23 protein-coding genes and 1 other RNA gene are annotated in these 26434 nt (G+C 64.8%); 11 read left to right on the forward strand and 13 right to left on the reverse strand.

Annotated elements, in window-relative coordinates; translation table 11 throughout:
* The gene (locus tag JQ635_RS31745) at positions 1-1020 is read right to left on the reverse strand and encodes a flagellar motor protein MotA (protein ID WP_211413725.1); all 1020 of its coding nucleotides are present in this window, start codon (positions 1018-1020) and stop codon (positions 1-3) included.
* 246 nt (positions 1021-1266) lie between these two features.
* Here JQ635_RS31745 and JQ635_RS31750 point away from each other — a divergent pair, with 246 nt between their 5' ends.
* Positions 1267-2283: an SAM-dependent methyltransferase gene (locus JQ635_RS31750; RefSeq protein ID WP_211413726.1), complete on the forward strand. Its 1017-nt coding sequence runs from the start codon at positions 1267-1269 to the stop codon at positions 2281-2283.
* A gap of 2 nt (positions 2284-2285) precedes the next feature.
* Here the strand turns inward: JQ635_RS31750 and JQ635_RS31755 are convergent, their stop codons facing one another.
* Both JQ635_RS31755 and JQ635_RS31760 read right to left on the reverse strand, forming a co-directional pair.
* Positions 2286-2627 carry an addiction module antidote protein gene (locus JQ635_RS31755; protein ID WP_211413727.1) on the reverse strand — a complete coding sequence of 114 codons (342 nt, stop codon included), beginning with the start codon at positions 2625-2627 and terminating at the stop codon, positions 2286-2288.
* A 4-nt stretch (positions 2628-2631) separates the two neighbouring features.
* Positions 2632-2925: a type II toxin-antitoxin system RelE/ParE family toxin gene (locus JQ635_RS31760; RefSeq protein WP_211413728.1), complete on the reverse strand. Its 294-nt coding sequence runs from the start codon at positions 2923-2925 to the stop codon at positions 2632-2634.
* 351 nt (positions 2926-3276) lie between these two features.
* Here JQ635_RS31760 and JQ635_RS31765 point away from each other — a divergent pair, with 351 nt between their 5' ends.
* The 4 genes from JQ635_RS31765 to JQ635_RS31780 all read left to right on the forward strand — a co-directional run bounded on the left by JQ635_RS31765 (position 3277) and on the right by JQ635_RS31780 (position 9225).
* On the forward strand, positions 3277-4470 hold the full coding sequence (locus JQ635_RS31765) for an efflux RND transporter periplasmic adaptor subunit (protein ID WP_211413790.1): 1194 nt from the start codon (positions 3277-3279) through the stop codon (positions 4468-4470).
* A 6-nt stretch (positions 4471-4476) separates the two neighbouring features.
* The gene (locus JQ635_RS31770) at positions 4477-7635 is read left to right on the forward strand and encodes a multidrug efflux RND transporter permease subunit (protein ID WP_211413729.1); all 3159 of its coding nucleotides are present in this window, start codon (positions 4477-4479) and stop codon (positions 7633-7635) included.
* A gap of 160 nt (positions 7636-7795) precedes the next feature.
* Entirely contained in the window at positions 7796-8899 is a 1104-nt protein-coding gene (locus JQ635_RS31775; RefSeq protein WP_211413730.1) for a hypothetical protein, read from the forward strand.
* 20 nt (positions 8900-8919) lie between these two features.
* Positions 8920-9225: a hypothetical protein gene (locus tag JQ635_RS31780; protein ID WP_211413731.1), complete on the forward strand. Its 306-nt coding sequence runs from the start codon at positions 8920-8922 to the stop codon at positions 9223-9225.
* Positions 9226-9337: 112 nt separating this feature from the next.
* Here the strand turns inward: JQ635_RS31780 and JQ635_RS31785 are convergent, their stop codons facing one another.
* From JQ635_RS31785 to tkt, 8 genes are all read right to left on the reverse strand, one after another.
* Positions 9338-10123 carry an inositol monophosphatase family protein gene (locus JQ635_RS31785; RefSeq protein ID WP_211413732.1) on the reverse strand — a complete coding sequence of 262 codons (786 nt, stop codon included), beginning with the start codon at positions 10121-10123 and terminating at the stop codon, positions 9338-9340.
* Positions 10124-10208: 85 nt separating this feature from the next.
* Positions 10209-11309, reverse strand: coding sequence for a tetratricopeptide repeat protein (locus JQ635_RS31790; protein ID WP_211413733.1), 1101 nt, complete (start codon positions 11307-11309; stop codon positions 10209-10211).
* A gap of 9 nt (positions 11310-11318) precedes the next feature.
* A complete protein-coding gene (locus JQ635_RS31795) occupies positions 11319-12005 on the reverse strand; it encodes a thiamine phosphate synthase (RefSeq protein ID WP_211413734.1) in 687 nt (228 codons plus the stop codon).
* Between the two features lie 3 nt (positions 12006-12008).
* The gene (locus tag JQ635_RS31800; RefSeq protein ID WP_211413735.1) at positions 12009-13034 is read right to left on the reverse strand and encodes a class I fructose-bisphosphate aldolase; all 1026 of its coding nucleotides are present in this window, start codon (positions 13032-13034) and stop codon (positions 12009-12011) included.
* A gap of 227 nt (positions 13035-13261) precedes the next feature.
* On the reverse strand, positions 13262-14329 hold the full coding sequence (gene fba, locus JQ635_RS31805) for a class II fructose-bisphosphate aldolase (RefSeq protein WP_018646692.1): 1068 nt from the start codon (positions 14327-14329) through the stop codon (positions 13262-13264).
* Positions 14330-14379: 50 nt separating this feature from the next.
* The gene (locus tag JQ635_RS31810; protein ID WP_211413736.1) at positions 14380-15576 is read right to left on the reverse strand and encodes a phosphoglycerate kinase; all 1197 of its coding nucleotides are present in this window, start codon (positions 15574-15576) and stop codon (positions 14380-14382) included.
* A gap of 138 nt (positions 15577-15714) precedes the next feature.
* Complete coding sequence (gap, locus tag JQ635_RS31815) at positions 15715-16722, reverse strand: type I glyceraldehyde-3-phosphate dehydrogenase (protein ID WP_211413737.1); 1008 nt, start codon at positions 16720-16722, stop codon at positions 15715-15717.
* Positions 16723-16870: 148 nt separating this feature from the next.
* Positions 16871-18886 (reverse strand): transketolase, encoded by a 2016-nt coding sequence (tkt, locus tag JQ635_RS31820; protein WP_211413738.1) that lies wholly within the window; start codon positions 18884-18886, stop codon positions 16871-16873.
* 357 nt (positions 18887-19243) lie between these two features.
* Between tkt and JQ635_RS31825 the strand changes: the two genes are divergently transcribed.
* The 6 genes from JQ635_RS31825 to JQ635_RS31850 all read left to right on the forward strand — a co-directional run bounded on the left by JQ635_RS31825 (position 19244) and on the right by JQ635_RS31850 (position 22645).
* Positions 19244-19564, forward strand: coding sequence for a DUF4164 domain-containing protein (locus JQ635_RS31825; protein WP_020608063.1), 321 nt, complete (start codon positions 19244-19246; stop codon positions 19562-19564).
* The gene (locus tag JQ635_RS31830; protein WP_060737138.1) at positions 19561-19944 is read left to right on the forward strand and encodes a cell division protein ZapA; all 384 of its coding nucleotides are present in this window, start codon (positions 19561-19563) and stop codon (positions 19942-19944) included. The genes JQ635_RS31825 and JQ635_RS31830 overlap by 4 nt, the downstream gene beginning before the upstream one ends.
* A gap of 260 nt (positions 19945-20204) precedes the next feature.
* Positions 20205-20365, forward strand: a non-coding RNA gene (ssrS, locus tag JQ635_RS31835) — 6S RNA.
* Between the two features lie 178 nt (positions 20366-20543).
* Positions 20544-21140, forward strand: a complete 597-nt coding sequence (locus JQ635_RS31840) for a 5-formyltetrahydrofolate cyclo-ligase (RefSeq protein ID WP_211413739.1) — start codon at positions 20544-20546, stop codon at positions 21138-21140.
* Positions 21118-21942: a TIGR00282 family metallophosphoesterase gene (locus JQ635_RS31845; protein WP_211413740.1), complete on the forward strand. Its 825-nt coding sequence runs from the start codon at positions 21118-21120 to the stop codon at positions 21940-21942. Before JQ635_RS31840 ends, JQ635_RS31845 begins: the two co-directional genes overlap by 23 nt.
* Before the next feature lie 19 nt (positions 21943-21961).
* The gene (locus JQ635_RS31850; protein WP_211413741.1) at positions 21962-22645 is read left to right on the forward strand and encodes a hypothetical protein; all 684 of its coding nucleotides are present in this window, start codon (positions 21962-21964) and stop codon (positions 22643-22645) included.
* 275 nt (positions 22646-22920) lie between these two features.
* Here JQ635_RS31850 and JQ635_RS31855 read toward each other — a convergent pair whose 3' ends face one another.
* Together JQ635_RS31855 and JQ635_RS31860 are read right to left on the reverse strand one after the other, a co-directional pair.
* Positions 22921-24264 carry a c-type cytochrome gene (locus tag JQ635_RS31855; protein ID WP_211413742.1) on the reverse strand — a complete coding sequence of 448 codons (1344 nt, stop codon included), beginning with the start codon at positions 24262-24264 and terminating at the stop codon, positions 22921-22923.
* Positions 24261-26426, reverse strand: a complete 2166-nt coding sequence (locus tag JQ635_RS31860; protein ID WP_211413743.1) for a xanthine dehydrogenase family protein molybdopterin-binding subunit — start codon at positions 26424-26426, stop codon at positions 24261-24263. Before JQ635_RS31860 ends, JQ635_RS31855 begins: the two co-directional genes overlap by 4 nt.
* Positions 26427-26434 lie beyond the last annotated feature (8 nt).

Below are 26434 nucleotides of genomic sequence, written 5' to 3' on the forward strand. Positions count from 1 at the left end.
CTAACCCTTCTCGGGCTGGCGCGCGATCCGTTCCAGCAGGCGCCGGATCTCGCGGTTCTGCTCGCCCTGGCCGTCGGCCCATTCGCGGATCATCTGCTGCTCGGTGCGCATGTGCGAGACCAGCGCCTGGATGGCTTCGGCAAGGCTCGCCATCGCCGCCGTGGTGCCGCGGCTGGAGCTGCCTTCCTCGAGCACGGAGCGCAGGCGCTCGACGGCGGCCTGAAGCTCGCCGCTGGCAACGCCGCCGCCAGAGGCTGCGACCGGCACCTCGCCGCGGCCATATTCGCGCACGGTGGTGGCGAGCCAGTCCTCGAGGTCGGTGTAGAAGCGGTTCTGCGCCTGGCTCGATTGCAGATCGAGGAAGCCGAGAATCAGCGAGCCGGCGAGGCCGAATAGGGAGCTCGAGAACGAGATGCCCATGCCGCCGAGCGGGGCGGCGAGGCCCTCCTTCAGCGTGTCGAACAGCGCCCCGGAATCGCCGCCGACCTTGAGCCCGTCGATCACCTTGCCGACCGAGCCGACGGTCTCGATCAGGCCCCAGAAGGTGCCGAGCAGGCCGAGGAAAACCAGCAGGCCGGTCATGTAGCGGGAGATGTCCCGGGCCTCGTCCAGGCGGGTCGCGATCGAATCGAGCAGGTGCCGCATGGTGGTCTGGGTGATGGTCATCCGCCCGGTGCGCTCGCCGCCCAGGATCATCGCCATCGGCGCCAGCAGTTTGGGGTGCCGGGCGGGGGCAAGGCCGGGATCGGCGATGCGGAAATTGTTGACCCAGGACACTTCAGGGTAGAGCCGGATGACCTGGCGGAAGGCCAGGATGATGCCGATGAACAGGACGCCGCCGATCAGGGCGTTGAGCCCGGGATTGGCGAAGAAGGCCTGGATGATCTGCTTGTAGAGCACCACGCCGACCAGGGTGCAGAGCACCAGGAAAACCAGCATCCGCACCAGGAAGACGCTGGGCGAGGACAGCTTGGTATATTCGATGTCGATGGAGGAGCGGGGCGAGGCGCCAGACGGCATGGCCGGTATCATCCGTTACGAACGTGATTGCGGGGCGCACTATGGCACAGGCCCGGCCCAAAAAAAGCGCCGGATACGCCGATTTGTGGAGAGCTTTCGGAACCCGAAGCGGAAACCGCGCTTTGATAACGTGTCATTTGCAAGACACCCGCAGGCCGCCGCTGTCCTGTGGCTGCCCCGGCTGTCGCCGGCACCTGCCCGTTCTTCCCTCTGCCGCCCCACGAGACCTGAGAAGGGAGTGGTCGCATGAGCGTCGTTTCCGCAATCATCGGGACCGCCGAACGCGTGCCGCTGCCGGACGTCGTGATCCGCGCGGCGATCCAGCGCCTGTGCTCCCGCGCGGCGACGCGGCTGTCGGCATTGGACGCGGCCGACGATGCCGCCTTCGCCGGGCGGATGCTGCTGCGGCCGATCGCCGGGGACGCCGGGCACGACGAGGCGCCAGCATCCTTCGTCGCGAAGGTGCTCGGCCCCAACCGCAAATACTCATGCTGCTTCTATAAGGCGGACGCGACCACCCTGCAGGAGGCGGAGGAGGAGGCGCTGCGCCAGACCGTCGAGCATGCCGGTCTCGCCGATAGCCAGGCCATCCTCGAGCTCGGCTGCGGCTGGGGCTCGCTGTCGCTGTGGATGGCGCGGCAGTTTCCGAACGCGACGGTGACCGCGGTGTCGAACTCGCAGGCTCAGCGCGCCTTGATCGAGGAGGAGGCGCGGCTGCGCGGGCTGTCGAATCTGCGCGTGGTCATCGCCGATATGAACGCGTTCGCGCCGGAGGGGCAGTTCGATCGCATCGTCGCGGTCGAGACCTTCGAGCGCATGATGAACTGGCGCAAGCTGATGACGCGCCTGCGGTCATGGCTTGAGCCCGAGGGGCGCTTCTTCATGCACATCGCCACCCATCGCACCGGCTCCCACCTGTTCGACCGGGCCGATCGCGAGGACTGGATCGGGCAGCACGTCTTCACCGGCGGGCTGATGGCGAGCCATCACCTTGTCAGGCAATTCGACGACATCTTCACGGTCGAGAAGGAGTGGTGTTGGAGCGGCACGCATTATCAGCGCACCGCCAACGACTGGCTCGCCAATTTCGACGCGCATCGCGAGACGATCGAGGCGGCCGTGCGCGAGGTCTATGGCGACGACACCGGTCTTTGGATGCGGCGCTGGCGCTGGTTCTGCCTCGCGACATCAGGCCTGTTCGGCTATGCCGGCGGAACAGAATGGGGTGTCAGCCACTACCGGATGAAGGCCGCCGAGCGTTGAGTCTAAGCAGCCTTGCGGGCTCGCGTCTTGGCTGACTTGCGCGGCTTGCCGGGCTTTCTGGGTAAGGGACGCGCACTTAGACCTAAACCAAGCGCGCGCAACACCCCCAGCATTGTCGAAAACTCCGGATTGCCGGCCTCGCCGAGTGCCTTGTATAGCCCTTCGCGGCTTAGCCCTGTAGATTTTGCTATCTCACTCATGCCGCGGGCCCGCGCAACCGTATTCACAGCGTCCCGGATGAATGCCGCGTCGCTAGTCTCCAGCGCTGCTGTAATGAATTCGGCTTGTGCTTCCGGCGTATCCAAATATTCCGCCGCATCAAATGGTGTTGTTCTCAGCGCCATTGCACTACTCCAGTTCCGCAAGCATCGCCCGCGCCCGCTTGATGTCCGCATGTTGTTTTCGCTTGTCGCCACCGCAGAGCAGGATGACCGTCACGGCTCCGCGTTGCGTCGCATAGAGACGGTATCCCGGGCCGTAGTCGACTCTGAATTCAGACAGGCCCGCGCCTAAAGATTTCACGTCGCCAAGCGTGCCGCGTTCGATCAATGCAATTCGGCTTGCGATGCGCGCAACTGCGCGACGGTCGCGTAACCCGGCAAGCCAGCCTCGAAATGCCTCTGTCTGGACAACATCGACCACGAATGGCACTGTAAACCATAGTTTACAGCAGGACAAGACGGGGTGAGTGAGCATCAAACGCCATATGCGGAGATGGCGCGGCTCAACCGATTCAACCCGAAGTCAATCCCCGCCGAGTGATTGCGATCTTCTGTCGCAGCACCCGCTGATGGAACCCGACTCACAATCCGGTGAGTCCCAAAAAACCTCAACATGTCAGCACGATAGGCCGTGTGACATTGAGCCGCCCGCAGCATGCGTTGCGTCGCAGCAAGTCCATTCTATTTTGACGGCATCAACCGCGCGCAGATCGCCCAGAACGGGCTGGCGCGGCGCGTCGGCAGTTTCAACAATATCGGGGCACTTAACTTCATGTCAGGACTTCGTGCGCGATCGGCATGCGTTGCATTGATGCTCGCGGCCCTGGCGCCGCTGTTGGCAGGATGCGGCGAATCAAGCTCGGCCGTCTCTGCCGCTCCGCCCGCCGATCCTGACGTCAGCATCGTCGTCGTCAAGCCGCAACCGCGCGCCGTGGTGCGCGAGCTGCCGGGCCGCATCGCGCCGACGCGCGTCTCCGATGTGCGGCCGCGTGTTTCCGGCATCGTGGTCGAGCGCCTGTTCCGCCAGGGCAGCGAGGTGAAAGCCGGCGATCCGCTCTACCGTATCGATCCGCGTCCGTTCGAGGTCGAGGTGATGGCGAACGAAGCGGCACTCGCCAAGACCGAGGCCGCGCTGATGCAGGCCAAGCAGCAGGCGCACCGCATTGCCACCCTCACCAGGGATCGCGCGGCGCCGGAAGCCGAGAACGAGAAGGCGATCGCCGCGGAACGCCAGGCCCATGCCGAGGTCGAAGGTCGCAAGGCCGATCTCGCCCGCGCCAAGCTCAATCTCGACTATGCCACCGTGCGCGCGCCGATCGACGGCGTCGTCGGTGCTGCCCTCGTCAGTGAGGGCGCGCTCGCGGTGCAGAACGAGACCAATCTTGCCAGCATCCAGCAACTCGATCCGATCTATGCCGACTTCACCCAGTCGGTGACCGAGCTCAACCAGCTCCGCCGCGCCTTCGAGAGCGGCGATCTCGAGCGCATCGCGGCCGATGCCGCCAAGGTGCGGCTCGTGCTCGACGACAACACGCTCTATTCGCTCGACGGCAAGCTGCTGTTCTCCGATGCCAAGGTCGACGCCCATACCGGCCAAGTGACGCTGCGCGGCGAATTCCGCAATCCCAAGCGCGAGCTGCTGCCGGGCATGTATGTCCGCGTCCGCATCGACCAGGGTCTCGACAGCGACGCGATCGCGGTGCCGCAGCAGGCGATCCAGCGCAATGGCGGCGGCGGCAGCGAGGTGTTCGTCGTCAAGGACGACAACCACATCGCGGTGCAGCCGGTGCGCACGGGCTCGGTGCAGGACGGACTCTGGTTCGTCACCGAAGGCCTGAAGGCCGGCGACAAGGTCGTGGTCGAAGGCTTCCAGAAATTCGCGGCCGGCGACAAGGTCAAGCCGCAATCCTGGTCGGAAGCGGACGCGACCGCGGACAACCGCCACGCCCAGAAGCTCACGCGGTAACGCGCCATGGCGAGTTTCTTCATCGACAGGCCGATCTTCGCCTGGGTGGTCGCGCTGTTCATCTGTCTGATCGGCGCGATCTCGGTGCCGCTGCTGCCGATCGCGCAATATCCGATCATCGCGCCGCCCTCGATCTCGATCTCGACCAGCTATCCCGGCGCCTCGCCGGAAAACCTCTACAACAGCGTCACCCGCCTGATCGAGGAGGAGCTCAACGGCGCCTCCGGCATCCTCAATTTCGAATCGACCAGCGACTCGCTCGGCCAGGTCGAGATCATCGCCAATTTCCAGCCGGGCACCGATACCAGTGCGGCTTCGGTCGAGGTGCAGAACCGCATCAAGCGCGTCGAGGCGCGCCTGCCGCGCGCGGTGATCCAGCAGGGCATCCTGATCGAGGAGGCCTCCAGCGCGGTGCTGCAGATCATCACGCTGAACTCGACCGACGGCAGCCTGGATGAGGTTGGCCTCGGCGATTTCATGATCCGTAACGTGCTCGGTGAGATCCGCCGCATTCCCGGCGTCGGCCGCGCCACGCTCTATTCGACCGAGCGCAGTCTTCGTGTGTGGGTCGATCCCGCAAAACTGGTCGGCTACGGGCTGACCGCCGACGACGTCAACAAGGCCATCGCTGCACAGAATGCGCAGGTGGCCTCGGGCAGCATCGGCGCCGAGCCGTCGACCTCGAGCCAGCGCACCTCGGCGCTGGTGCTGGTCAAGGGCCAGCTCTCCTCGCCGGACGAATTCGGCGCCATCATCCTGCGCGCCAATGCCGACGGTTCGACCGTGCGCCTGCGCGACGTCGCGCGCATCGAGGTCGGCGGCCTCAGCTATCAGTTCAACACCCGCCTCGACGGCAAGCCGACCGCCGGTCTTTCTGTGCTGATGTCGCCGACCGGCAATGCGCTGGCGACCGCCAGCGCGGTCGAGGCCAAGATGAAGGAGCTGTCGCGCTTCTTCCCGGCCAACATCGCCTACGAGATCCCCTACAACATCACGCCCGTGGTCGAGGCCTCGATCAAGAAGGTACTGACGACGCTGTTCGAGGCCGTGGTGCTGGTGTTCGTGGTGATGTTCCTGTTCCTGCAGAACATCCGCTACACCATCATCCCGACCATCGTGGTGCCGGTGGCGCTGCTGGGTGCCTGCAGCACGCTGCTGCTCGCCGGCTACTCCATCAACATGCTCTCGATGTTCGGCATGGTGCTCGCGGTCGGCATCCTCGTCGACGACGCCATCGTCGTGGTCGAGAACGTCGAACGCATCATGGCCGAGGAAGGCCTGTTGCCGAAGGAAGCGACGCGCAAGGCGATGTCGCAGATCACCGGCGCCATCATCGGCATCACGCTGGTGCTGATGGCGGTGTTCGTGCCGATGGCGTTCTTCCCCGGCTCGGTCGGCATCATCTACCGCCAGTTCTCGGTGACCATGGTCGCCGCGATCGGCTTCTCCGCCTTCCTGGCGCTGTCGCTGACGCCGGCGCTGTGTGCGACGCTGCTCAAGCCCGTTGCCAAGGGGCACGGCCACTCGACAAATTTCGTGTTCAGCCGGTTCAATCATCTGCTCGAGGCCTGCCGGTTTCGCTACGCGAGCACCGTCGGCTTTTCGCTGAAGCGCACCGGCCGCCTGATGCTGGTCTATGTCGCGCTGCTGATTGGTCTCTCCTGGGCCTTCGTCAACCTGCCGGGCGGCTTCCTGCCCATCGACGACCAGGGCTTTGTCACCACCGACGTGCAGACGCCGTCGGATTCGTCCTACGGCCGCACCGAGGCTGTGATCGAGAAGGTGGAAAAATATCTGGCGCAGCGGCCGGGCGTCGACAACGTCACCTTCCTCACCGGCTTCAGCTTCTCCGGCCAGGGCATGAACACCGCGCAGGCCTTCATCACCTTGAAGGACTGGTCGGAGCGCGGTCCGAACGAGTCAGCTGCTGCGATCGTCAATGACATCAACCGCGATCTGGGGGCGTCGGTCCGCGACGCAAAAATCTCCGCGCTGCAGCCGCCGCCGATCGACAATCTCGGCAATTCCTCCGGTTTCTCGTTCCGTCTGCAGGATCGCGGCCAGAAGGGCTATCCGGCCCTGATGCGCGCCGCCGACCAGCTCATCGCGGAGGCCAATGCGAGCCCGGTGCTGCAGAAGGTCTATATCGAGGGCCTGCCCGAGGCGGGCGTGGTCAATCTCGTCATCGACCGCGAGAAGGCCGGCGCCTTCGGCGTCACCTTCGAGGACATCAACAACACGATCTCGACCAATCTCGGCTCGAACTACATCAACGACTTCCCGAACCGCGGCCGCATGCAGCGCGTTGTGGTGCAGGCAGATAGCCGAGACCGCATGCGGACCGAAGACATCCTCAATTACAACGTCAAGAACAGCCGCGGCCAGCTCGTGCCGTTCTCCTCCTTCGCCACGGTGGAATGGGCGCGCGGCCCGACGCAGATCGCCGGCTTCAACTACTATCCCGCGGTGCGCATCTCCGGCGAAGCCAGGCCCGGCTTCACCTCGGGCGATGCCATCGCCGAGATGGAGCGGCTCGCGGGCAAGCTGCCGCGCGGCTTCGGCTATGAATGGACCGGCCAGTCGCTGCAGGAAAAGTTGTCAGGCTCGCAGGCGCCGTTCCTGCTCGCGCTCTCGATCTTCGTGGTGTTCCTGTGTCTCGCCGCGCTCTATGAGAGCTGGACCATTCCGCTCGCGGTGTTGCTCACCGTGCCGCTCGGCATCGTCGGTGCCGTGATCGCAGCGATGCTGCGCGGCCTGCCGAACGACGTCTATTTCACCGTCGGCCTGATCACCATCATCGGCCTTGCGGCAAAGGACGCGATCCTCATCATCGAGTTCGCCAAGGATCTGCGCAAAGAAGGCAAGCCGCTGGTGGAAGCCACCGTTGAGGCCTGCCGCCTGCGCTTCCGCCCGATCCTGATGACGGGCCTTGCCTTCATCTGCGGCGTGCTGCCGATGGCCATCGCCCACGGCGCCGGCGGCGCCAGCCAGCAAGCGCTCGGCAGCGTCGTGATGGGCGGCATGATCGCCGTGGTGATCCTGGCGCTCCTGATGGTGCCGGTGTTCTTCGTCTCGGTGCAGCGCGTGCTCGCGGGGGATCGGGAGCCGAAAGCAGCGCAGGACGGCGAGGCGTACGGACCGCCGGCGCGGGCCAGACTAAGGTAACATCTTGCATCGGTCGCAACGGGGATAACTGCGATCCCTGCCGTGCAAAATTGGTCAAGCTTCGTGCTGGATCAATCGCAGGAGACCTGCATCAAAGATTCAACTTTCGGTGGATTTGATTCCATGCATAATCGCCCCGGGGAAATTTTGGGGGCGGGTTATGTTGGCGCGAGATTTCGCGAATTGCCGGCGTGCGATTGCTATTGTGTTTTTTACTTTGATCATCAGCGGGTGCGCTATTCATCCGTTGCCGGACGACTTCGCTCACGTATCAACCTATACCATAGTTAGGCAAATTCGTTGCGAAACGCGCCAAGCGGTCATCGACTCGATCCTTACTTTCCTAACGAACGAAAAAAATCACCATGTGATCGTGCTGGCGAATGGCCGTACCTTTCAGAAGGTCGACGACAATTCACACGCGATCGGCCTGAAGGCTAAGGAGGCTTATGAAGCAGACCCGACGTCAATCGGGGGCTTCAAATCCACCTCGCTAACGGGGTTTGCACGTTATGTCGTGGATTTAATGCTCCACACGGGCGTCGCGTATAATTTCGATTTGACCGGAACGGAGACCAATAATCTCGGTTCGGAAGTAAACTTTCTTCGCCCGCTGCCGATCATGACCCTGCCCTCGCTTCAGGCGAAAGGCAACTTCGACAGAACGCGGCAGAACCAGCGCTATTTCACGATCACGGACACTTTCTTCGGATTGGTCACTACCGTTCCGGACAGTTACTGCACAAAATCTATTGTGGAAGCAAACATCGCGTATCCGATCACCGGTAACGTTGGCATGCGCAGGGTGATCCACGATTTCGTGCAACTAACGCTTTTTGGGAATCTCAGCGCCGACGGACAAAAGGACATCACCGCAGTAGACGCAAAGGGGCCGCCGACGATGGTGGATCAGCTTGACTTCGAGACCACCATCGGCGGCTCGGTAACTCCCAAGGTGACTTTTTCTCCCGTTGGCGGGACCTTCCAGGTGGCGGACGCAAATTTCGGCGCATCCGCGTCGCGCAAGGACGTCCATAAGCTTACGGTGGGCCTGTTTCTGGACAAGACCGGTATCATCGATGAAGTCCTCGATGCCCGCTCGACTTTGTTCAACGGCGTTGCCGCGAAAAAGGGAGGGAAAGGCCCGTTGTTTGCTGGCTTGATAACCGCAACGGGTGGACCAGCCGAGAAGGGAGCCGCAATAGCAGTTCAACAATTCCTGGAGTTGAAGATATTCAAGCCAACGTTCGTGTTTCAACAGTAGTGCGAAGGAGGATTGACTAGATGGCCAAGAAACCCGGGAAGAAAAAGAAGTCGGCAAAGAAGGCGAAAGGGACGGTGCATGTCGGACAGCATCGCCTGTTGAAAATTGCAAAAGCAGCCGACAAGATTGCAAAAGCAGCCGACAAGGCGGACGTCGCGGAAGGTCTACGAAAAGCGCTGGGCAAGCCTAAGGAAGCTGTCTTCGTCAAGATGAGCCATAGCAGGTTCCAGAAGCTGAAGAGTTTCGTCGCTAAGCATCCAAGCCTCGCCAAGCATTTGGACGATTGCGATTGCGATGAAAATGATCCCTTCTGCGTTTGCACATAGACGCGTTGGTTGAACGCAGCGGGCCTGAGGTACGCAACGCACGGTCCCGGTACAATCGTGTCCCGCAGACCGTACTGATCGTCAGGGACGTGACGGGGGACGTTACACCCCGTTACTTCCTTAAAATCTTCACCAGCTCCCCGTGCACGAACTCATTGCCGCACACGACGTGCCCCGTGACCAGCGGATCGCCCGGTGTCGCGATGTCGCTCACGGTGCCGCCGGCTTCGCGCACCATCAGCATGCCGGCGGCGATGTCCCAGGATTGCAGGTCGCGCTCCCAATAGCCGTCGAGGCGGCCGGCGGCGACGAAGGCGAGGTCGAGCGAGGCGGCGCCGAAGCGGCGGAGGCCCGCGACGCGGTCCTGGATCGCGGTCATCTCGCGGCGGAATTCCTCGTGGTCGCCGCGGCCGATATGGGGCAGGCCGCAGGCCACCACGCATTCGTTGAGCTGGCGGCGGCCGGCGACGCGCAGGCGCTGATCGTTGAGGAAGGCGCCCTTGCCGCGCTCGGAGATGTAGAGCTCGTCATTGGCGGGGTTGTAGATCACGCCGGCGATCACCGTGCCCTCGCGGACCAGGCCGATCGAAATGGCGAATTGCGGGATGCCGTGCAGGAAGTTGGTGGTGCCGTCGAGCGGATCGACGATCCAGGTGTGGCTCTTGTCGGTGCCCTCGCGGGTGCCACCTTCCTCGCCGATGAAGCCGTAGCCGGGGCGGGCCTTGGCGAGGTCCTGGTACAGGATCTCCTCGGCGCGCTTGTCGGCGAGCGAGACGAAATTGGCCGGCCCCTTCAGCGAGACCTGGAGATGCTCGATCTCGCCGAGATCGCGCTTGAGGCTGCGGCCGGCGCGACGTGCGGCCTTGACCATGACGTTGATAGTGGCGGAATACAGCATGTGCTCTAGGTCTTGATCGGGGGAATTGGCACGAAATCGCGCCTGTTTGAGGGATTGGGTGCCCTGCGGAGGCCGCAAGGTCAAGTCATTTGGTCCCGAGCCATTTTCTGGCCGCGGCTTCCGCCTTGGCCCGGTCCTCGGCCGGCAGATCGGACAATTGCTTGTCGAGCTCCGGATCGCCCTTGCCGGCGGTCTTGGCCACCAGGTGCCATTTGAAGCCTTCGACCTTGTCCATGGGCGCGCCCATGCCGTTGATCAGCACCCAGGCGAGGCGGTTCTGCGCGACGGCGCTGCCCTGGCGGGACGCCTTGCGGAGCAACGCGACAGCCGCCGGCTGGTTCTTCGGCGTGCCGGTCCCGTTGAACATGGCGATGGCGTATTCGACCTCGGCATCGACATTGTCGGCGAGCGAGGCGGCCTGGAGCAGCCGTACCGCGCGCTCCGGGTCTTTCGGCACGCCGGTGCCTTCCTTGTAGAAGGTCGCGAGCGCGTATTGCGCCTCGGGCAGGCCGGCGTCCGCAGCCTGGCGCAGGAGCTCGGCCGAACGCTTGACGTCCTGGGGCAGGGTCTGGCCGTCGAGATAAAGCAGCGCGAGGTTATAGGCTGCCTTGGGCTCGCCGAGCTTGGCGGCGGAGGCCATCAGCTTGACCGCCTCTCCCTTGTCGACCGGGCCGCCGCGGCCGGAGATGCGCAGCATGGCGAGCGCGAACATCGCCTCGCGGTCGCCGGCGTCGGAGGCGCGCTTGTACCATTCCAGCGCCTTGGCGTAGTCGCGGCGGATGCCCATGGCGTTGGAATAGAGCTCGCCGAGCATGGTCATCGCCTTCGGATCGCCGGCTGCAGCGCGGGCGGTGGCGAGCTCGAACGCGGTCTTGTACTGGCCGCGCTGGTAGGCGCCGAACACCAGGTCGATACCGGGCGTGTCGGTCGGCGGCGCCGGGATCACGGTTGCAGGCAACTGAGGCTTTGGAGAAGCGGCCGGCTTGGGGGAAGCGGCGGGCTTGGGCGAGGCCGAAGGCTTTGGCGCCGGCGCGGCCTCCTTCTTCTTGGCGGGCGGAGGCGCCTTGGGCTTCTGTTTCTCGGCCGGAGGGCTCGGTGTCGTGGCCGGCGGCGTGATCTGGAGCTGTGCGGCCGCGGGCGCCGTGAGCAGCAGCGTGGCCAGGATGGTGATGCGCGGGAGCTTCATGTCGGGCCGCTAGCCGTGCTCCTGACCGGTATCTTGGCCGCCAAGCGCCGTCGCATGGGCCTTCTTGATCGCAGCATCTACCTCGATCAGCGCAGCCTTGGGTCCGCGCGGATCGGCCCAGATGAACTCGCCGACCAGCACGAAATCGGCGCCGCTGGCCGCGAAATCGTAGGCCTCTTCCAGCGACGTCGCGAAGCCGACGCAGGGCGGCTCGAACAGCTCGGCCCACCAGTCGAGCCGCTCGGCAATCGCCTGCGACGACGGCCGCTGGCCCTTCGCGTCGGGCTCGCCGAACAGCAAATAGTCGGCACCGATCTCGCCCGCATCCATGGAATGGTGCCGCGTCGTCAGCCCGCCGACGCCGGCGATGCGATCGGGCTTGAGCGATGGCAGCGCCTCTTTTAGCGCAGCGATGCCGGGCAGGTGTGCGCCGTCGGCGCCGCCACGTGCGACGAGCTCAGGATGGCCGTCGACGAGCAGCGCAGCGCCCGCTTTCTGCACCGGCGGCGCCAGCGCCTTGATGCGCGAGGTCATGGTGCGCTGGTCGGTTTCCTTCAGGCGCAGCAACACGGCCGCGACGTCGGCGGCGGCGAGCAGGCCCGGCAGCTCGGCGACGAGGGGGGCGGGATCATCGACGACAGGCGTCGCGAGATAGAGACGCGGCGCTGGGCGCGGCGGAGGCGGTTTGTTCGACAAGATCTAGGCTGCCTTCTTTTCCAGGCTGCTTTGCCATTCGCCCGTGGAGGCGAGGCCGTTCATCCGGGCGCGATGGCTGAAGGCGCGCTGTCCGGCCCCGACGTTCTCGGCCTTGCCCGACCAGGCCTTCTGCGGCGCCGCCTGCAGGGCGCGTCCGTAGGAGAAGGTCAGGCCCCAGGGCAGCGGGCCGAGCCTGTGCATGGCGTTGAGATGCGCGGTCGCCTCCTCGTCCGACTGGCCGCCGGAGAGGAAGGCGATGCCGGGGACTGCCGCCGGCACGCAGGCCTTCAGCAATCGGATCGTCTTCTCCGCGACTTCCTCAACGGAGGCCTGCTTCGGTGACTTCTTACCTGAGATCGCCATGTTCGGCTTCAGCACCATGCCTTCGAGCGCGACGCGCTGCACGCGCAATTCCTGGAACGTCTTATTGAGCACGCGTTGGGTGACGTCATAGCAGCGGTCGATGTCGTGGTCGCCGTCCATCAGCACCTCAGGCTCGACGATCGGCACGATCTGCGCGGCCTGGCACAGCGCGGCATAGCGGGCCAGCGCGTGGGCGTTGACGCTGATCGCCGTCATCGAGGGGATGCCGCCGCCGATGTCGATCACCCCGCGCCATTTGGCAAAGCGCGCGCCGCGCTCGTAATATTTCTTGAGCCGCTCGGCGAGCTTGTCGAGCCCGACGGTCACGAGCTCACCCGGGCACATCGGCAGGGCTTGCGTGCCCTCGTCGACCTTGATGCCGGGGATGGCGCCGCTACTCTCGATCAGCTTGATGAGGGGCGTGCCGTCCGCGGCCGTCTGCCAGATCGTCTCGTCATAGAGGATCACGCCGGAAATATACTGGCTCATGGCCTCTTTCGATCGGAACAGCATCTCGCGATAGTCGCGGCGGCTCTCTTCGGTCGATTCCACGCCGATCGCGTCAAAGCGCTTCTTGATGGTGCCGGAGGATTCGTCGGCGGCAAGGATGCCCTTGCCTGATACGACCATGGCGGTCGCGATCCTGTTGAGCTCAGTCAGATTCATCGAGAGGTCCTCCCAAAACGATTCTGCCCTTGCCCGTGAAAATAGACCGTTCTCGGGCAATTGCCGAGTTAACGTTCGTCGCAGGGTAAAGGGGGGAGACCGGTCATTCCGGGGCGCGCCCCTTGGCGTGAGCCCGGAATCCATTAATCCGCGTCGATGGTGGTAACCACGGATTCCGGGCTCGCGCTCCGCGCGCCCCGGAATGACGGGAGAAGGCGCCTGCGGTCTTACGCGACCTTCGGGTCGAGCTCGCCCTTGGCGTAGCGCTTGGCCATCTCGGCGGTGGTCAGCACCTTCTTGATCTTGGAGGCTTGCCCTGCGGTGTTGAACTCCTGCAGGCGCTGCTTGCACAGCTTGGTCATCGCTTCCATCGCCGGCTTCAGGTACTTGCGCGGATCGAACTCTTCCGGATTGTCCTTGAGGACTTTCCGGATCTGGCCAGTCATGGCCATGCGGTTGTCGGTGTCGATGTTGATCTTGCGCACGCCGTGCTTGATGCCGCGCTGGATCTCGGCCACCGGCACGCCCCAGGTCGGCTTCATCTTGCCGCCATAGGCGTTGATGATGTCCTGCAGGTCCTGCGGCACCGAGGAGGAGCCGTGCATCACGAGATGCGTGTTCGGCAGCTTGCGATGGATCTCCTCGATCACGTTCATGGCGAGGATGTCGCCGTCGGGCTTGCGGGTGAACTTGTAGGCGCCATGCGAGGTGCCCATCGCGATCGCAAGCGCGTCGACCTTGGTCTCCTGCACGAACTTCACGGCCTCGTCCGGATTGGTCAGGAGCTGGTCGTGGCTGAGCTTGCCCTCGGCGCCGTGGCCGTCTTCCTTGTCGCCCATGCCGGTTTCGAGCGAGCCGAGCACACCGAGCTCACCCTCCACCGAAATGCCGCCGAGATGGGCCATGTCGGTCACGGTCTTGGTGACGCCGACATTGTAGCCCCAGTCGCCCGGCGTCTTGCCGTCGGCCTTGAGCGAGCCGTCCATCATCACCGAGGTGAAGCCGGCCTGGATCGCGGTCATGCAGGTCGCGGCCTCGTTGCCGTGGTCGAGATGCACGCAGACCGGAATATGCGGATAGATCTCGGTGACCGCGTCCATCATGTGCTTGAGCATGATGTCGTTGGCGTAGGAGCGCGCGCCGCGCGAGGCCTGGATGATGACGGGGGCGTCGACCTGGTTGGCCGCGTCCATGATCGCCAGCGCCTGCTCCATATTGTTGATGTTGAAGGCCGGTACGCCGTAATCGTTCTCCGCCGCATGGTCGAGCAATTGACGCAACGTGATCCGAGCCATGTGTGTTTTTCTCCGTTTGGGTCTTGGGCCGCTAATGACTTGCCGACGGGCTAGTTGATGCGCAGGACTTCGACGCCGGGCAGGGGCTTGCCTTCCATCCATTCAAGAAATGCGCCACCGGCGGTCGAGACATAGGTGAAGTCACCGGCCACATGGGCCTGGTTGAGCGCCGCGACCGTGTCGCCGCCGCCCGCGATCGAGATCAGCTTTTTCGCCTTGGTGCGCTCGGCGGCGTGCTTGGCGGCCGCCATAGTGCCGCGGTCGAACGGCTGCAGCTCGAAGGCTCCCAGCGGGCCGTTCCAGACCAAGGTTGCCGCATCGTCGATCGCGGCCTGGACGCGCACGACCGATTGCGGGCCGACGTCGAGGATCATGCCGTCGGCCGGGATCGCATCGAGCCCGTAGGCATGCGAGGGCGCGTTCGCCGCGAAATGATAGGCGACGGTGGCGTCCACGGGCAGGATGATCGCGCAGTTGGCGGCTTCCGCCTTCTCCATGATGCGCAGCGCGGTCGGCGCGAGGTCCTTCTCGGCCAGCGACTTGCCGACCGCGACGCCCTGGGCGTGCAGGAAGGTGTTGGCCATGCCGCCGCCGATCACCAGCGCGTCGACCTTGGTCACGAGGTTTTCCAAGAGGTCGATCTTGGTCGAGACTTTTGCGCCGCCGATGATGGCGATAACAGGCTTGGTCGGCGAGCCCAGCGCCTTCTCCAGCGCATCGAGCTCGGCCTGCATGGTGCGGCCCGCATAGGCCGGCAGCTTGTGGCCGAGGCCTTCGGTCGAGGCGTGGGCGCGGTGCGCGGCCGAGAAGGCGTCGCTGACCCAGATGTCGCCGAGCTTGGCGAGCTCCGCGACGAAGGCGGGATCGTTCTTTTCCTCTTCCTTGTGGAAGCGGGTGTTTTCGAGACAGAGAATGTCGCCGTCGTTCAGGGCTGCAACGGCTGTGGCCGCGGGCTCGCCGATGCAGTCATCGGCGAAGGCGACGGGCTTGTTCACGACCTTCGACAGCGCTTCAGCGACCGGCTTGAGCGACTCCTTGGCATCGCGCCCCTTCGGCCGGCCGAAATGCGCGAGCAGGATGACCTTGCCGCCCTTGTCCGAGATTTCGGTGATGGTCGGCGCGACGCGCTCGAGCCGGGTTGCGTCGGTGACGCGCCCGTTGTCCATGGGCACGTTCAGGTCGACGCGCAGCAGCACGCGCTTGCCCTTCACGTTGACGTCGTCGAGGGTGCGGAATTTGTTGGTCATGGGACACTCTCTCTTGTCCCGGGTGCCGCGCAGCGCGAAGCGGTGCGCTGCAGAACCGGGACCTACGCGGGAAGATGGGTCCCGGCTCTGCGGAGCAGCGCAAGCGCGCTGCACCGCGTCCGGGACACGCGACCTTGCTTAGATCACCTTCGCCAGCGCGACGGCGGTGTCGGCCATGCGGTTCGAGAAGCCCCACTCATTGTCGTACCAGGACATCACGCGCACCAGCGTGCCGTTCTGCACCTTGGTCTGGTCCTCGTGGAAGGTCGAGGAGTGCGGATCGTGGTTGAAGTCGATCGAGACGTTCGGCGCGCTGGTGTAGCCGAGGATGCCCTTGAGCTGCTGCTCTGAGGCACGCTTCATCGCCGCGTTGATTTCCTTCGCATCGGTCGCGCGCTTGGCGACGATCTTGAGGTCGACGACCGAGACGTTCGGGGTCGGCACGCGGATCGCGACGCCGTCAAGCTTGCCCTTGAGTTCCGGCAGCACGAGGCCGATCGCCTTGGCGGCGCCGGTCGAGGTCGGGATCATCGACATCGCAGCCGCGCGGCCGCGGTAGAGATCCTTGTGCAGCGTGTCCAGCGTCGGCTGGTCGCCGGTATAGGCGTGGATCGTGGTCATGAAGCCGGTCTCGATGCCAACGAGATCGTTCAGCACCTTGGCGACCGGCGCGAGGCAGTTGGTGGTGCAGGAACCGTTGGAGACGACCAGGTGATCCCTGGTCAGCGTCTCGTGGTTGACGCCGTAGACGATGGTGGCGTCGGCGCCGTCGGCGGGCGCGGAGACCAGCACGCGCTTGGCGCCGGCGGTCAGATGTGCGGAGGCCTTGTCCTTCGAGGTGAAGATGCCGGTGCACTCGAGCGCGATGTCGACGCCGAGATCCTTCCAGGGCAGCTTCGAGGGATCGCGCTCGGCGGTCACCTTGATCTTGCCGCCGCCGAGGTTGATCGAGTCACCATCGACGGTCACGGTGCCGGGGAAGCGGCCATGGACGCTGTCGAAACGGAGCAGATGGGCGTTAGTCTCGACCGGGCCGAGATCGTTGATGCCGACGACCTCGATGTCCTTGCGGCCTGACTCGGCGATAGCCCGCAGCACGTTGCGGCCGATGCGGCCAAAACCGTTGATTCCGACGCGGACTGCCATGTTTCGTCTCCTTCAATGACCGTTGTCGTCCCGCACAACGCGCTTTGCGCGCCTGCGAGGGTTTTTTAGGGGCGGACGCCCGGTTCGGCCGGGCGGTGCTTGATCATATGAGACGTTACGTAGTCCTTTTTTTTGACAAGCTCAACTCTCAGCTGACGCGCTTCAGCACAGCGTTAACCGCAGCCTCGGCGGTAATGCCGAAATGCTTGTAAAGCTCCTTTGCAGGGCCACTTTCGCCGAAGGAATGCATGCCGATGAATTCGCCATCCTGGCCGATCACGGCATCCCAGCCCCAGCGTACTGCAGCCTCGATCGCGATCTTCACCGGCGCATTGCCGATGATGGCGGCGCGCTTGGCTTCTGGTTGCGCTAACAAAAGCTCGAGCGAGGGCACTGACACCACCCGTGACGCGATGCCGCGCTCGGCGAGCTGTTTCTGCGCGGCAACTGCGATATCGACCTCGGAGCCCGACGCGAACAGAGACACCTTGGCTTCGCCCTGCGCCGGAACCAGCTCATAGGCGCCGGCGGCGCAGGGATTGTCGTTTGGTGCGGTGGTACGGAGCTGCGGCAGGTTCTGCCGCGTCAGCGCCAGCACGGTCGGGCCGTCGACGCGGTTCAGCGCCAGTTCCCAGCACTCGGCGACCTCGATGGAATCGCAGGGGCGGAACACGCGCATGTTGGGCATGGCGCGCAGTGCGGCGAGATGCTCGACCGGCTGATGGGTCGGGCCGTCCTCGCCGAGGCCGATGGAATCGTGGGTCATTACGTAGACGACGCCGGCGCCCATCAGCGCGGCAAGGCGCATCGCCGGACGCGCATAGTCGGTGAAGACGAGGAAGGTCGCGCCGTTCGGCGCAAAGCCGCCGTGCAGGAAAATGCCGTTCATCGCGGCGGCCATGCCGTGCTCGCGGATGCCGTAATGGATGAAGCGGCCCTTCGGCGTCTTCGCCGAGAAGGCGGTCGCCGACTTCGCCTTGTTGTTGTTGGAGCCGGTGAGATCGGCCGAGCCCGCCAAAAATTCCATCGGCATTGCGGCGGCGATCGCCTCGATCGCCGCTTCCGACGATTTGCGCGTGGCGGCAACGAGCGGCTTTTCCAGCAGCTCCTTCTTGTGCGTCTTCAGCGCCTTTGCGAGCGAGGCCGGACGCTCATGGCGCAGGCGGCGCTCGAACTCGGCGCGCTTGCGGCTGCCGAGTTCGCCGAGCCGTGCTTCCCATTCCTGACGCGCGGAAGCGCCGCGGCTGCCGGCTGCGCGCCAGGCCTTCAGCACGTCATCGGCGACCGCGAACGGCTCCAGCGAGATGCCGAGATTTTCCTTGGCGGCCTTGAGCTCGTCGGCCCCTAACGCCTCGCCGTGCACCTTCGAGGTGCCGGCCTTGTTCGGCGCGCCGAAGCCGATGGTGGTGCGGCAGGCGATCAGCGTCGGCTTGTTGGATTTTTTCGCGCGGGTGATGGCTGCGGCGATCGCGGCCTGGTCCTGGCCGTCGATCTTCTCGGCGGCCCAGCCGGCGGACTTGAAGCGCTTCACCTGGTCGACGGAATCGGCGAGCGAGGTCGGGCCGTCGATCGAGATGCCGTTGTCGTCATAAAGCACGATCAGCTTGTTGAGCTTCCAGTGCCCGGCCATCGCAATCGCTTCCTGCGAGACGCCTTCCATCAGGTCGCCGTCGGAGGCGAGCACATAGGTGTGGTGGTCGACGATCTTCTTGCCGAACTCGGCGGCGAGCATCTTCTCGGCGAGCGCCATGCCGACCGCGGTCGAGATGCCCTGGCCGAGCGGGCCGGTCGTGGTCTCGATGCCCCTGGTGCGGAAGTTCTCGGGATGGCCGGGGGTGAGCGAGCCGACCTGGCGGAACTGCTTGATCTGGTCCAGCGTCATCTCGGCATTGCCGGTGAGATACAGCAGCGAATAGAGCATCATCGAGCCGTGGCCGGCCGACAGCACGAAGCGGTCGCGGTCCGGCCAGGCGGGCGCGGCGGCGTCGAATTTCAGGAATTGCGTGAACAGCACCGTGGCGATGTCGGCGGCGCCCATCGGCAGGCCGGGGTGGCCCGATTTGGCCTTCTCGACAGCGTCCATCGAAAGGCCGCGGATTGCATTGGCCATACGGGTGGCATCGACCTGCGTATGGGCCATACGGGTGGCGTCGAGCTGCATCATGATGAAAATCCGTCTGAAATGAGGCGCTTGATGGCCGTGCGCGCCGCGCCGGATCGCGCCTGGCGGCCACGGGAGATGGGGGGCTGGATAGCACCTCGGTTCCGGGAGTCCAAGGCAATCAAACGCCATGGCGGCGGTAAAAGTTGCTTACGGCATGACCCGGAAGTGTGGCGTCCGGTTTTCCGACGAGGTCATGCCCCCGACAAACGGTGCACAATTTCGGGGCGGCGTTGCGCTTGGCTAGCTTGCCACGTAAATTTCTGCTTCTAACCGCTTGCCGAACCGAGTCTTTTGCCGGACGGCAAGCTCCAGGGAAAGGCCACTGGGCAAAGGCCGCCAGGTTCCGCCGCTGACTACATGAACGATCGCGTGTCCAACAGCTCTGCCATGACGGAGTCCTCTGCCGTCGAGATCGAGATCGCGACCCGCAGGCTCATGGCGGCGCTCGACGCGCTCGAAAGCGCGGTCGAGCGGCGGCGCGATGCCGATCGCGACGAGAACGAGCTCGCGGCGCGAATCCAGGCGCTCGGTGCGGACCGCTCGCGTTTAGCCGACGAGCTCGACGGCGCGCTGGTGAAGGCGCGCAAGCTCGAGCGCACCAATCGCGAGATCTCCGACCGGCTGGATTCCGCGATCGTCACGATACGCTCGGTGCTCGATACCGGAGAGGATGGATGAGCCACATCAACGTCACCATCAACGGCCGGCAATACCGCATGGCCTGCGAGGAGGGCCAGGAGGTGCGGCTGCTCAAGCTCGCCGAAACCCTGGAGACACGCATCCAGTCGCTGCGCGGAAAATTCGGCGAGATCGGCGATGCACGCCTCACCGTGATGGCCGCGCTGACCGTCTGCGACGAGCTGGTCGACACCAGCAACCGTGTCCGAACCCTCGAGCAGGAGTTGACCGAGCTCCGGGATTTCCGCAACGCCGCCGTCGAGCGCGCCCGCATGACCCAGACCGCAGTGGTGAACGCGTTGAACGCCGCCGCCGAACGCATCGAGAAGTCGACCCAGGTTCTGAACCGGACCGTCGGCAACGGCATTGCGATCGGGTAGGGACTGCAGAAGGCCCAGGCCCCATTGCTTCCACGCGGGAGGTGCGCTCCCTCCCCCGCTTGCGGGGGAGGGCTGGGGAGAGGGTGTCTCGACAACGAAGAACCCCCAAGAGGAGAGAGCCCTCACCCGCGCCTTCGGCGCGACCTCTCCCGCAAGCGGGAGAGGTTAGGGGAGCCCGCGGCGCGAGCAACTAACCCAAACACCATCCCGCGCCATGCGCCGGGCTGGCGATTCGTCAGTATCGTTGTTACATTGCCCGGGCGAAGCTGCGACGTGCGTCAGGAGCCATATATCCCCGGGGCCTTATCGATCCTTTAGGGAACTGTCCCTGGTCGGGCCCGTGGGCCCGGACATATGGTGCCCACCTACTTTCGTAGGGAACTCCGGGATCGAGTGCTTCAACGGCGTACGCGGCTTCGCACTGTTTCCTTCTGGTTCGTGCCTGTCCAAATTGCGTCCCCGACACGCTTGCGGTTCAATTGAGGCTCGGTGTCATGCCGCGGCGTCGAGGTTCTTGCACTGGCGTTTCTGCAATATCGGATCGCTCGCCTCGCGGGTGATGGCGGCGGAGCAGAGCTCCGCTTCGGGGGAAAACGTGCATGACCAACTCCAAAGCCGAGCTCCGTGCCAAAGCCCTCGCCAAGCGCGATGCGCTGAGCGAGAAGAAGCGCGCGGCTGCGGCCGCAAAACTCGCCAAGCGCGGGCTGCCGTTCGAGCTGCTGCCCGGCAGCATCGTCTCTGGCTATTCGCCGATCCGCAGCGAGATCGATCCGATGCCGCTGTTGACGAAGCTCGCGGAGCAGGGCGCCAGGCTGGCGCTGCCTTGCGTCACCGCGCGCGGCCAGTCGCTGATCTTCCGCATCTTCCATCCGAACGACCGGCTGATGCTCGGCCCGCTCGGCATTCCCGAGCCGTCGCCTGCAGCGGCTGAAGTGATCCCCGACATCATGCTGACGCCGCTCGCCGCCTTCGACCGCCTCGGCCATCGCATCGGCTATGGCGCGGGCCATTACGATTTCACCTTCGCACATTTGCGCAAGGCCAAGCACATCGTCGGTATCGGCCTTGCGTTTGCAGCCCAGGAGATCGAGGCAGTTCCGGCACTATCGCACGACGTGGCGCTGGATTATGTGCTAACGGAATCCGACGTGTTCGATTTCCGGAGTTCTGAAGTTGCGCATTCTCTTCGTGGGTGATGTCGTCGGCCGTAGCGGCCGCAGTGCCATCGCCGAATATCTGCCCGGCATGGTCAAGGACTGGTCGCTCGATCTCGTCGTGGTCAACGGCGAGAATTCGGCCGGCGGCTTCGGCATCACGGAAGCGATCTATCAGGAGTTTCTCGATGCCGGCGCCGATGCGGTGACGCTCGGCAACCACTCCTGGGACCAGCGTGAAGCCCTGGTGTTCATCGAGCGCGCCGACCGCCTTGTGCGTCCCGCGAACTATCCGCGCGGCACGCCCGGCCGCGGCGCCGCTCTGGTTGAGACCAAGAACGGCAAGCACGCCCTCGTCGTCAACGCGCTCGGCCGCGTCTTCATGACCCCGTTCGACGATCCCTTCGCCGCGCTCGAGCGCGAGTTAGGGGCCTGTCCGCTCGGCGTTGCCGCCGACGCCATCGTCGTCGATTTCCATTGCGAGGCGAGCAGCGAGAAGCAGGGCATCGGCTTCTTCTGCGACGGCCGCGCCAGCCTCGTCGTCGGCACCCACACGCATGTGCCGACCGCTGACCACCAGATCCTCGCAGGCGGCACCGCCTACATGACCGACGCCGGCATGACCGGCGACTACGACTCCATCATCGGCATGCAGAAGGAAGAACCGCTGCGCAGGTTCACGTCAGGGATTCCGTCGAGCCGCTTCGAGCCGGCCGCGGGCGTTGCGACGCTCAGCGGTGTGGCCGTGGAAACGGACGATGCAACGGGCCTTGCGCTGAAAATTGCGCCGGTGCGCGTGGGCGGGAGGCTGGAGCCGGCGACGCCGAAGTTCTGGTTGAGCTGAAATCTCCCGGAGAGCCGTGGTGCCAAGGATAGCCGTCATCCTTCTGTTGCTGCTGCTCTCGAATAGTGCACTCGCGCAGATCCTGAGCAAGCCACGGCCGACGACGCGAGGGGCCGTGTCTCCTGCCGATATCGCGGAACGGCTCGAGAAGTCAGCCAACGAGACAGCCCGATTGGTACCAAGGGCGGCACGGGGCTCGGCCATCGATTTCGCCTGGCCGATGACTTCAGAGGAATACGCCGCTACGGCAAAGCATGTGCTCGTGCTCGTCAGTGTGGTGACCCAGGATGCTGCAGAGCTTCCCCTGCGCCGCATCCACATCAGGGCCGGCGACAAGGATGTCGAGCTGGTGCGCCTTAGTCATGAGCTTGTTGGTGTTGCCAAAGGCTCCAGGACCTTTTCGGTTCTTGGTCCCTATCGCGAAGATGGCTTCTATCTCGCACCGGCCAGCGCAATGATGGCGGAGGGCTATCTGCAAGCCGACTTCGCCACGCGTCGAAGCGATTTCAACCTGTACAAATTGCCGGGCACGGCGCCGGATTTCATTCGATCAGACAAGAACCCCGAGCCGCCGCCGGACAGCAAGCCGGACCTCGCCGCTGTCAGGGCGATGATCGTGCGGGAGTACAAGGGCTTCAAGCCTCCGACGTTTGAACGGACGATTGCGCCGTTCTCGAAGAAGCTGGCAGGACTCGCGCTCTAGTCACCGCTGCGCATCGCGCCTGCGCGTTAGGGCAGCCGGCTCGAGCCGGCGACGCCGAAGCTCTGGTTGAGCTGAATCTTCGAGCGGCATTGCCGGTGCACCCTCTCCCCTTGTGGGAGAGGGTGGCTCGCCGCGTAGCGGCGAGCCGGGTGAGGGGTCTCTCTCCACGAGTGGGCCTCTCGCGATTTGAGTTCGCGGATAGATACCCCTCATCCGGCGCTTCGCGCCACCTTCTCCCACAAGGGGAGAAGGGGCAGTGGTGCTCGCGGCGATATCTACTCCGCCGTCTGCTCCCGCAGCTCCGCCACGTCCTTCGCCGTCAGCTTCGAGCCCTTTGCACCGAACCGCGCCGTGACGTAATTCGCCACCGCCGCGATCTCGTCGTCGGTATAGGCATTGCCGAACGCCGGCATCGACAGTGCACCATCAGGCGTATGCCGCTTGGTGCCCGAGATCACGATCTGCGCGACGTTGGTGGCGGCGGGGTCGTTGACGGCCCAGGTGCCGGTCAGAGTCGCCATCGGCGAGACCGGGCTCTCGCCGCTCCAGCCATGGCAGCTGGCGCAGGCGCTGGCGAACACCTTCTTGCCGCGTGCGTCGGCCGTGACGCCGTCGCCGTGCGAGGCGGGGGCGACGGGTGCCGTGGTGGCGGGCAGGTCCGGCGAGGGCTGCGGCGGCACGCTGCGCAGATACGCAACGATGCTGGTGATGTCCTCGGGCGCGAACTGGCTAAAGCTGTGGTCGACCGCTTCGCCCATCGGACCCGAGGCCGAGCCATGACCTGGCGCGTGGCCGAGCGACAGATACGAGATCAGATCCTGATCGCTCCAATTGCCGAGGCCGGTGGCCTTGTCGGAGGAGATGTTGAAGGCGCGCCAGCCCGCCGTGATCGCGCCGGCGAACTTCTTGCGGTTATCCAGCGCGAAGCCGAGATTGCGCGGCGTGTGGCACTCGCCGCAATGCGCCAGCGCTTCGGCAAGATACGCACCTCTGTTCCACTCCGGGCTCTTCGATGTGTCGGGCGCAAAGCGCGTGTCAGGATTGAACACCGCCGACCAGACGATCATCGCCCAGCGCTGGTTGAACGGGAACGACAGTGTATTCTCCGGCGCCTTGGCGCGCACCGCCGGCTGGCTGAACAGATAGGCCTTCACCGCCAGCACGTCTTCATCGGTCATGAACGTGTAGGACGTGTACGGCATCGCAGGATACAGCCGCGCACCGTCACGACGCTTGCCGTGCTGGACCGCGTTCAAAAAATCCTGGTCGCTGTAATTGCCGATGCCGGTGTCCTTGTCCGGCGTGATGTTGGTCGAATAGAGCGTGCCGAACGGCAGCTTGAAGGCGAGGCCGCCGGAATAGTCCTTCTCGCCCGGCCTGGTGTGGCAGACCATGCAGTCGGCGGCCTTGGCGAGATATTCGCCGCGTTCGACCAGGCTCGCTTTCTCCAGCTTTGCGGGCACGCCGGTCGGCTTGCCGGCGCGGTAATCCGCCAGCGCCACCTTGCTGCCGCCCGCGAAGTCGAGCGGGCCGGGCCCGCGGATGATGAAGACGCCGAGCGCTACCGCGACGATGGCGATGACGATAAGGCTTCCGAGGATACGCATCTTGCCGCTCATGCCTTTTTCCCCGCAGCCAGCAGTTTCCGATCGATGGGCAGGCGCCGTAGCGCCACGCCGGTTGCCGCGTAAATCGCATTGCGCAGCGCCGGTGGTCCGGCATTGACGCCGGCCTCGCCGATGCCGCCGGGGGCCTCGCCGCTTTTCACGACGATCACCTCGATCTTCGGCGTTTCGTTGATGCGCATCATGCGGTAGTTGTGGAAGTTCGACTGCTGCACGCGGCCCTTGTCGATGGTGATCTCGCCATAGAGCGCGGCGGTGAGGCCGAAGATCAGGCCGCCCTCGATCTGCGCCTTTACTGTGTCGGGGTTGACCGCGATGCCGGTGTCGACCACCGAAGTGATGCGGCGGAGCGTGATCTCGCCGATGTCGTCGATCTCGGCCTCCACCACGGTCGCGATGAAGCTTGCGAATGACGGCTGCACGCAGACGCCGCGGCCGACGCGCGGAGGCAGTGGTTGCCCCCAGCCGGATTTCTCCGCGACCTGATTGAGCACCGCGAGCATGCGCGGGTTCTTCGTCAGCATGGACTTCCGGAATTCGATCGGGTCCTTGCCCGCCTTGCGCGCGAGCTCGTCCATCGCGCATTCGACCGCGAACACGTTGTTGTTCGGGCCGACGCCGCGCCAGAAGCCTGTCGGCACCGCCGGCGGCTCGGCGCGGACATATTCGACGTGGAAGTTGGCGAAGTCGTAGGGCGCATCCACCGCGGCGTCGATCGCGTCGATGTCGATGCCCTTCTGGAACGCCGGCGGCAGCCAGCGCGCCAGCACGGCGGAGCCGGCGACCTTGTACTTCCAGCCCGCGACCTTGCCGTCGACCAGCGACGCCGTGATCTGGTCGCGATAGACCGGGCGATAGACGTCGTGCTGGATGTCCTCCTCGCGGGTCCACACCACCTTCACGGGATAGTCGACCTGTTTTGCGATCTTCACCGCCGCGACCACCATGTCCGGCTCGAGCTTGCGGCCGAAACCGCCGCCGAGCAGATGTTGGTTGACGATCACCTTTTCGGCGGGAAGGCCGGCGGCCTTCGCCGCCTCGGACTGCACGCGGGTCATGATCTGCGTGCCGGTCCAGATCTCGCAGGCATCCGGCCTGACGTGGACGGTGGCGTTGATCGGCTCCATCGAGGCGTGCGCCAGGAACGGCAGCTCGTAGGCGGCCTCGAACTTGTCGCCGCTGGCCAGCGCCTTGGCGATGTCGCCGTCGGACTTGGCGACCGCGCCATCCTTTTCGCTGGCCTTGCGCAGATCGTCCCAGATGTCCTTGGTGGTGATCTCAGCGTTGGGTCCCTCGTTCCACTCGATCTTGAGCGCTTCGAGACCCTTCTTTGCCGCCCACATGTGATCGCCGATCACGGCGACGGCGTCGTCGAGCACGACGACCTTGCGCACGCCGGCGATTTTCGTCGCGGCGCTGTCGTCGACCTTGCCGACCTTGCCGCCGAACACCGGGCAATTGGCGATCGCTGCGATCTTCATGCCCGGCAGGATCGCATCGATGCCGTAGAGCGCCTTGCCGTTGACCTTGTCCGGCGTGTCGAGCCGCTTCAACGGCTGGCCGATGAGGACGAAATCTTTGGGGTCCTTGATGGCGACGTCCTTGGGCGGCGTCTGGCCTTGCGCGGCAGGCGCCAGTTCGCCATAGCCGAGCTTGCGGCCACTTGCGGCATGCGCGACCACGCCCTTCGATGCGGTGCAGCTTGCAGGCTCGACGCCCCACTGGCTGGCTGCGGCCTGCACCAGCATCGCGCGCGCGGTGGCGCCGGCCTTGCGCAGCGGCAGCCACCAGGCGCGGATCGAGTTCGAGTTGCCGGTGACTTGCAGGCCGAAGGTCGGGTTGCCGTAGAGCTTGTCGTTCGGCGGGGCGTGCTGGACCTCGACCTTGCTCCAGTCGGCATCCAACTCTTCGGCGATTACGGCCGAGATCGAGGTGTAGGTGCCTTGGCCCATCTCGACCTGCGGCATCATCAGGATCGTGCGGCCGGTCTCGTCGATGCGGATGAAGGCGTTGGGCGCGAACTTGCCGTCGGTCACATCGCGCTGCACCGGCTCATTGGCGGCGGCGCGCAGCGGCAGATGGAAGGCGAGCAGGAAGCCGGTGGCGAGGCCGCCGGTGAGAAGCGCGCGGCGGGAGACGCTGTTGTGTGCATTCATGGCGGACC

Source organism: Bradyrhizobium iriomotense (genome assembly GCF_018130765.1).
In the GTDB taxonomy this organism is placed as follows: Bacteria; Pseudomonadota; Alphaproteobacteria; order Rhizobiales; family Xanthobacteraceae; genus Bradyrhizobium; species Bradyrhizobium iriomotense_A.

Excerpts from the sequence above, each read along its gene's own strand:
- JQ635_RS31745 (WP_211413725.1), bottom strand. The coding sequence starts at position 1,020 with ATGCCGTCTGGCGCCTCGCCCCGCTCCTCCATCGACATCGAATATACC.
- JQ635_RS31750 (WP_211413726.1), top strand. The coding sequence starts at position 1,267 with ATGAGCGTCGTTTCCGCAATCATCGGGACCGCCGAACGCGTGCCGCTG.
- JQ635_RS31755 (WP_211413727.1), bottom strand. The coding sequence starts at position 2,627 with ATGGCGCTGAGAACAACACCATTTGATGCGGCGGAATATTTGGATACG.
- JQ635_RS31765 (WP_211413790.1), top strand. The coding sequence starts at position 3,277 with ATGTCAGGACTTCGTGCGCGATCGGCATGCGTTGCATTGATGCTCGCG.
- JQ635_RS31770 (WP_211413729.1), top strand. The coding sequence starts at position 4,477 with ATGGCGAGTTTCTTCATCGACAGGCCGATCTTCGCCTGGGTGGTCGCG.
- JQ635_RS31775 (WP_211413730.1), top strand. The coding sequence starts at position 7,796 with ATGTTGGCGCGAGATTTCGCGAATTGCCGGCGTGCGATTGCTATTGTG.
- JQ635_RS31780 (WP_211413731.1), top strand. The coding sequence starts at position 8,920 with ATGGCCAAGAAACCCGGGAAGAAAAAGAAGTCGGCAAAGAAGGCGAAA.
- JQ635_RS31785 (WP_211413732.1), bottom strand. The coding sequence starts at position 10,123 with ATGCTGTATTCCGCCACTATCAACGTCATGGTCAAGGCCGCACGTCGC.
- JQ635_RS31790 (WP_211413733.1), bottom strand. The coding sequence starts at position 11,309 with ATGAAGCTCCCGCGCATCACCATCCTGGCCACGCTGCTGCTCACGGCG.
- JQ635_RS31800 (WP_211413735.1), bottom strand. The coding sequence starts at position 13,034 with ATGAATCTGACTGAGCTCAACAGGATCGCGACCGCCATGGTCGTATCA.
- fba (WP_018646692.1), bottom strand. The coding sequence starts at position 14,329 with ATGGCTCGGATCACGTTGCGTCAATTGCTCGACCATGCGGCGGAGAAC.
- JQ635_RS31810 (WP_211413736.1), bottom strand. The coding sequence starts at position 15,576 with ATGACCAACAAATTCCGCACCCTCGACGACGTCAACGTGAAGGGCAAG.
- gap (WP_211413737.1), bottom strand. The coding sequence starts at position 16,722 with ATGGCAGTCCGCGTCGGAATCAACGGTTTTGGCCGCATCGGCCGCAAC.
- tkt (WP_211413738.1), bottom strand. The coding sequence starts at position 18,886 with ATGATGCAGCTCGACGCCACCCGTATGGCCCATACGCAGGTCGATGCC.
- JQ635_RS31825 (WP_020608063.1), top strand. The coding sequence starts at position 19,244 with ATGAACGATCGCGTGTCCAACAGCTCTGCCATGACGGAGTCCTCTGCC.
- JQ635_RS31830 (WP_060737138.1), top strand. The coding sequence starts at position 19,561 with ATGAGCCACATCAACGTCACCATCAACGGCCGGCAATACCGCATGGCC.
- JQ635_RS31840 (WP_211413739.1), top strand. The coding sequence starts at position 20,544 with ATGACCAACTCCAAAGCCGAGCTCCGTGCCAAAGCCCTCGCCAAGCGC.
- JQ635_RS31855 (WP_211413742.1), bottom strand. The coding sequence starts at position 24,264 with ATGAGCGGCAAGATGCGTATCCTCGGAAGCCTTATCGTCATCGCCATC.
- JQ635_RS31860 (WP_211413743.1), bottom strand. The coding sequence starts at position 26,426 with ATGAATGCACACAACAGCGTCTCCCGCCGCGCGCTTCTCACCGGCGGC.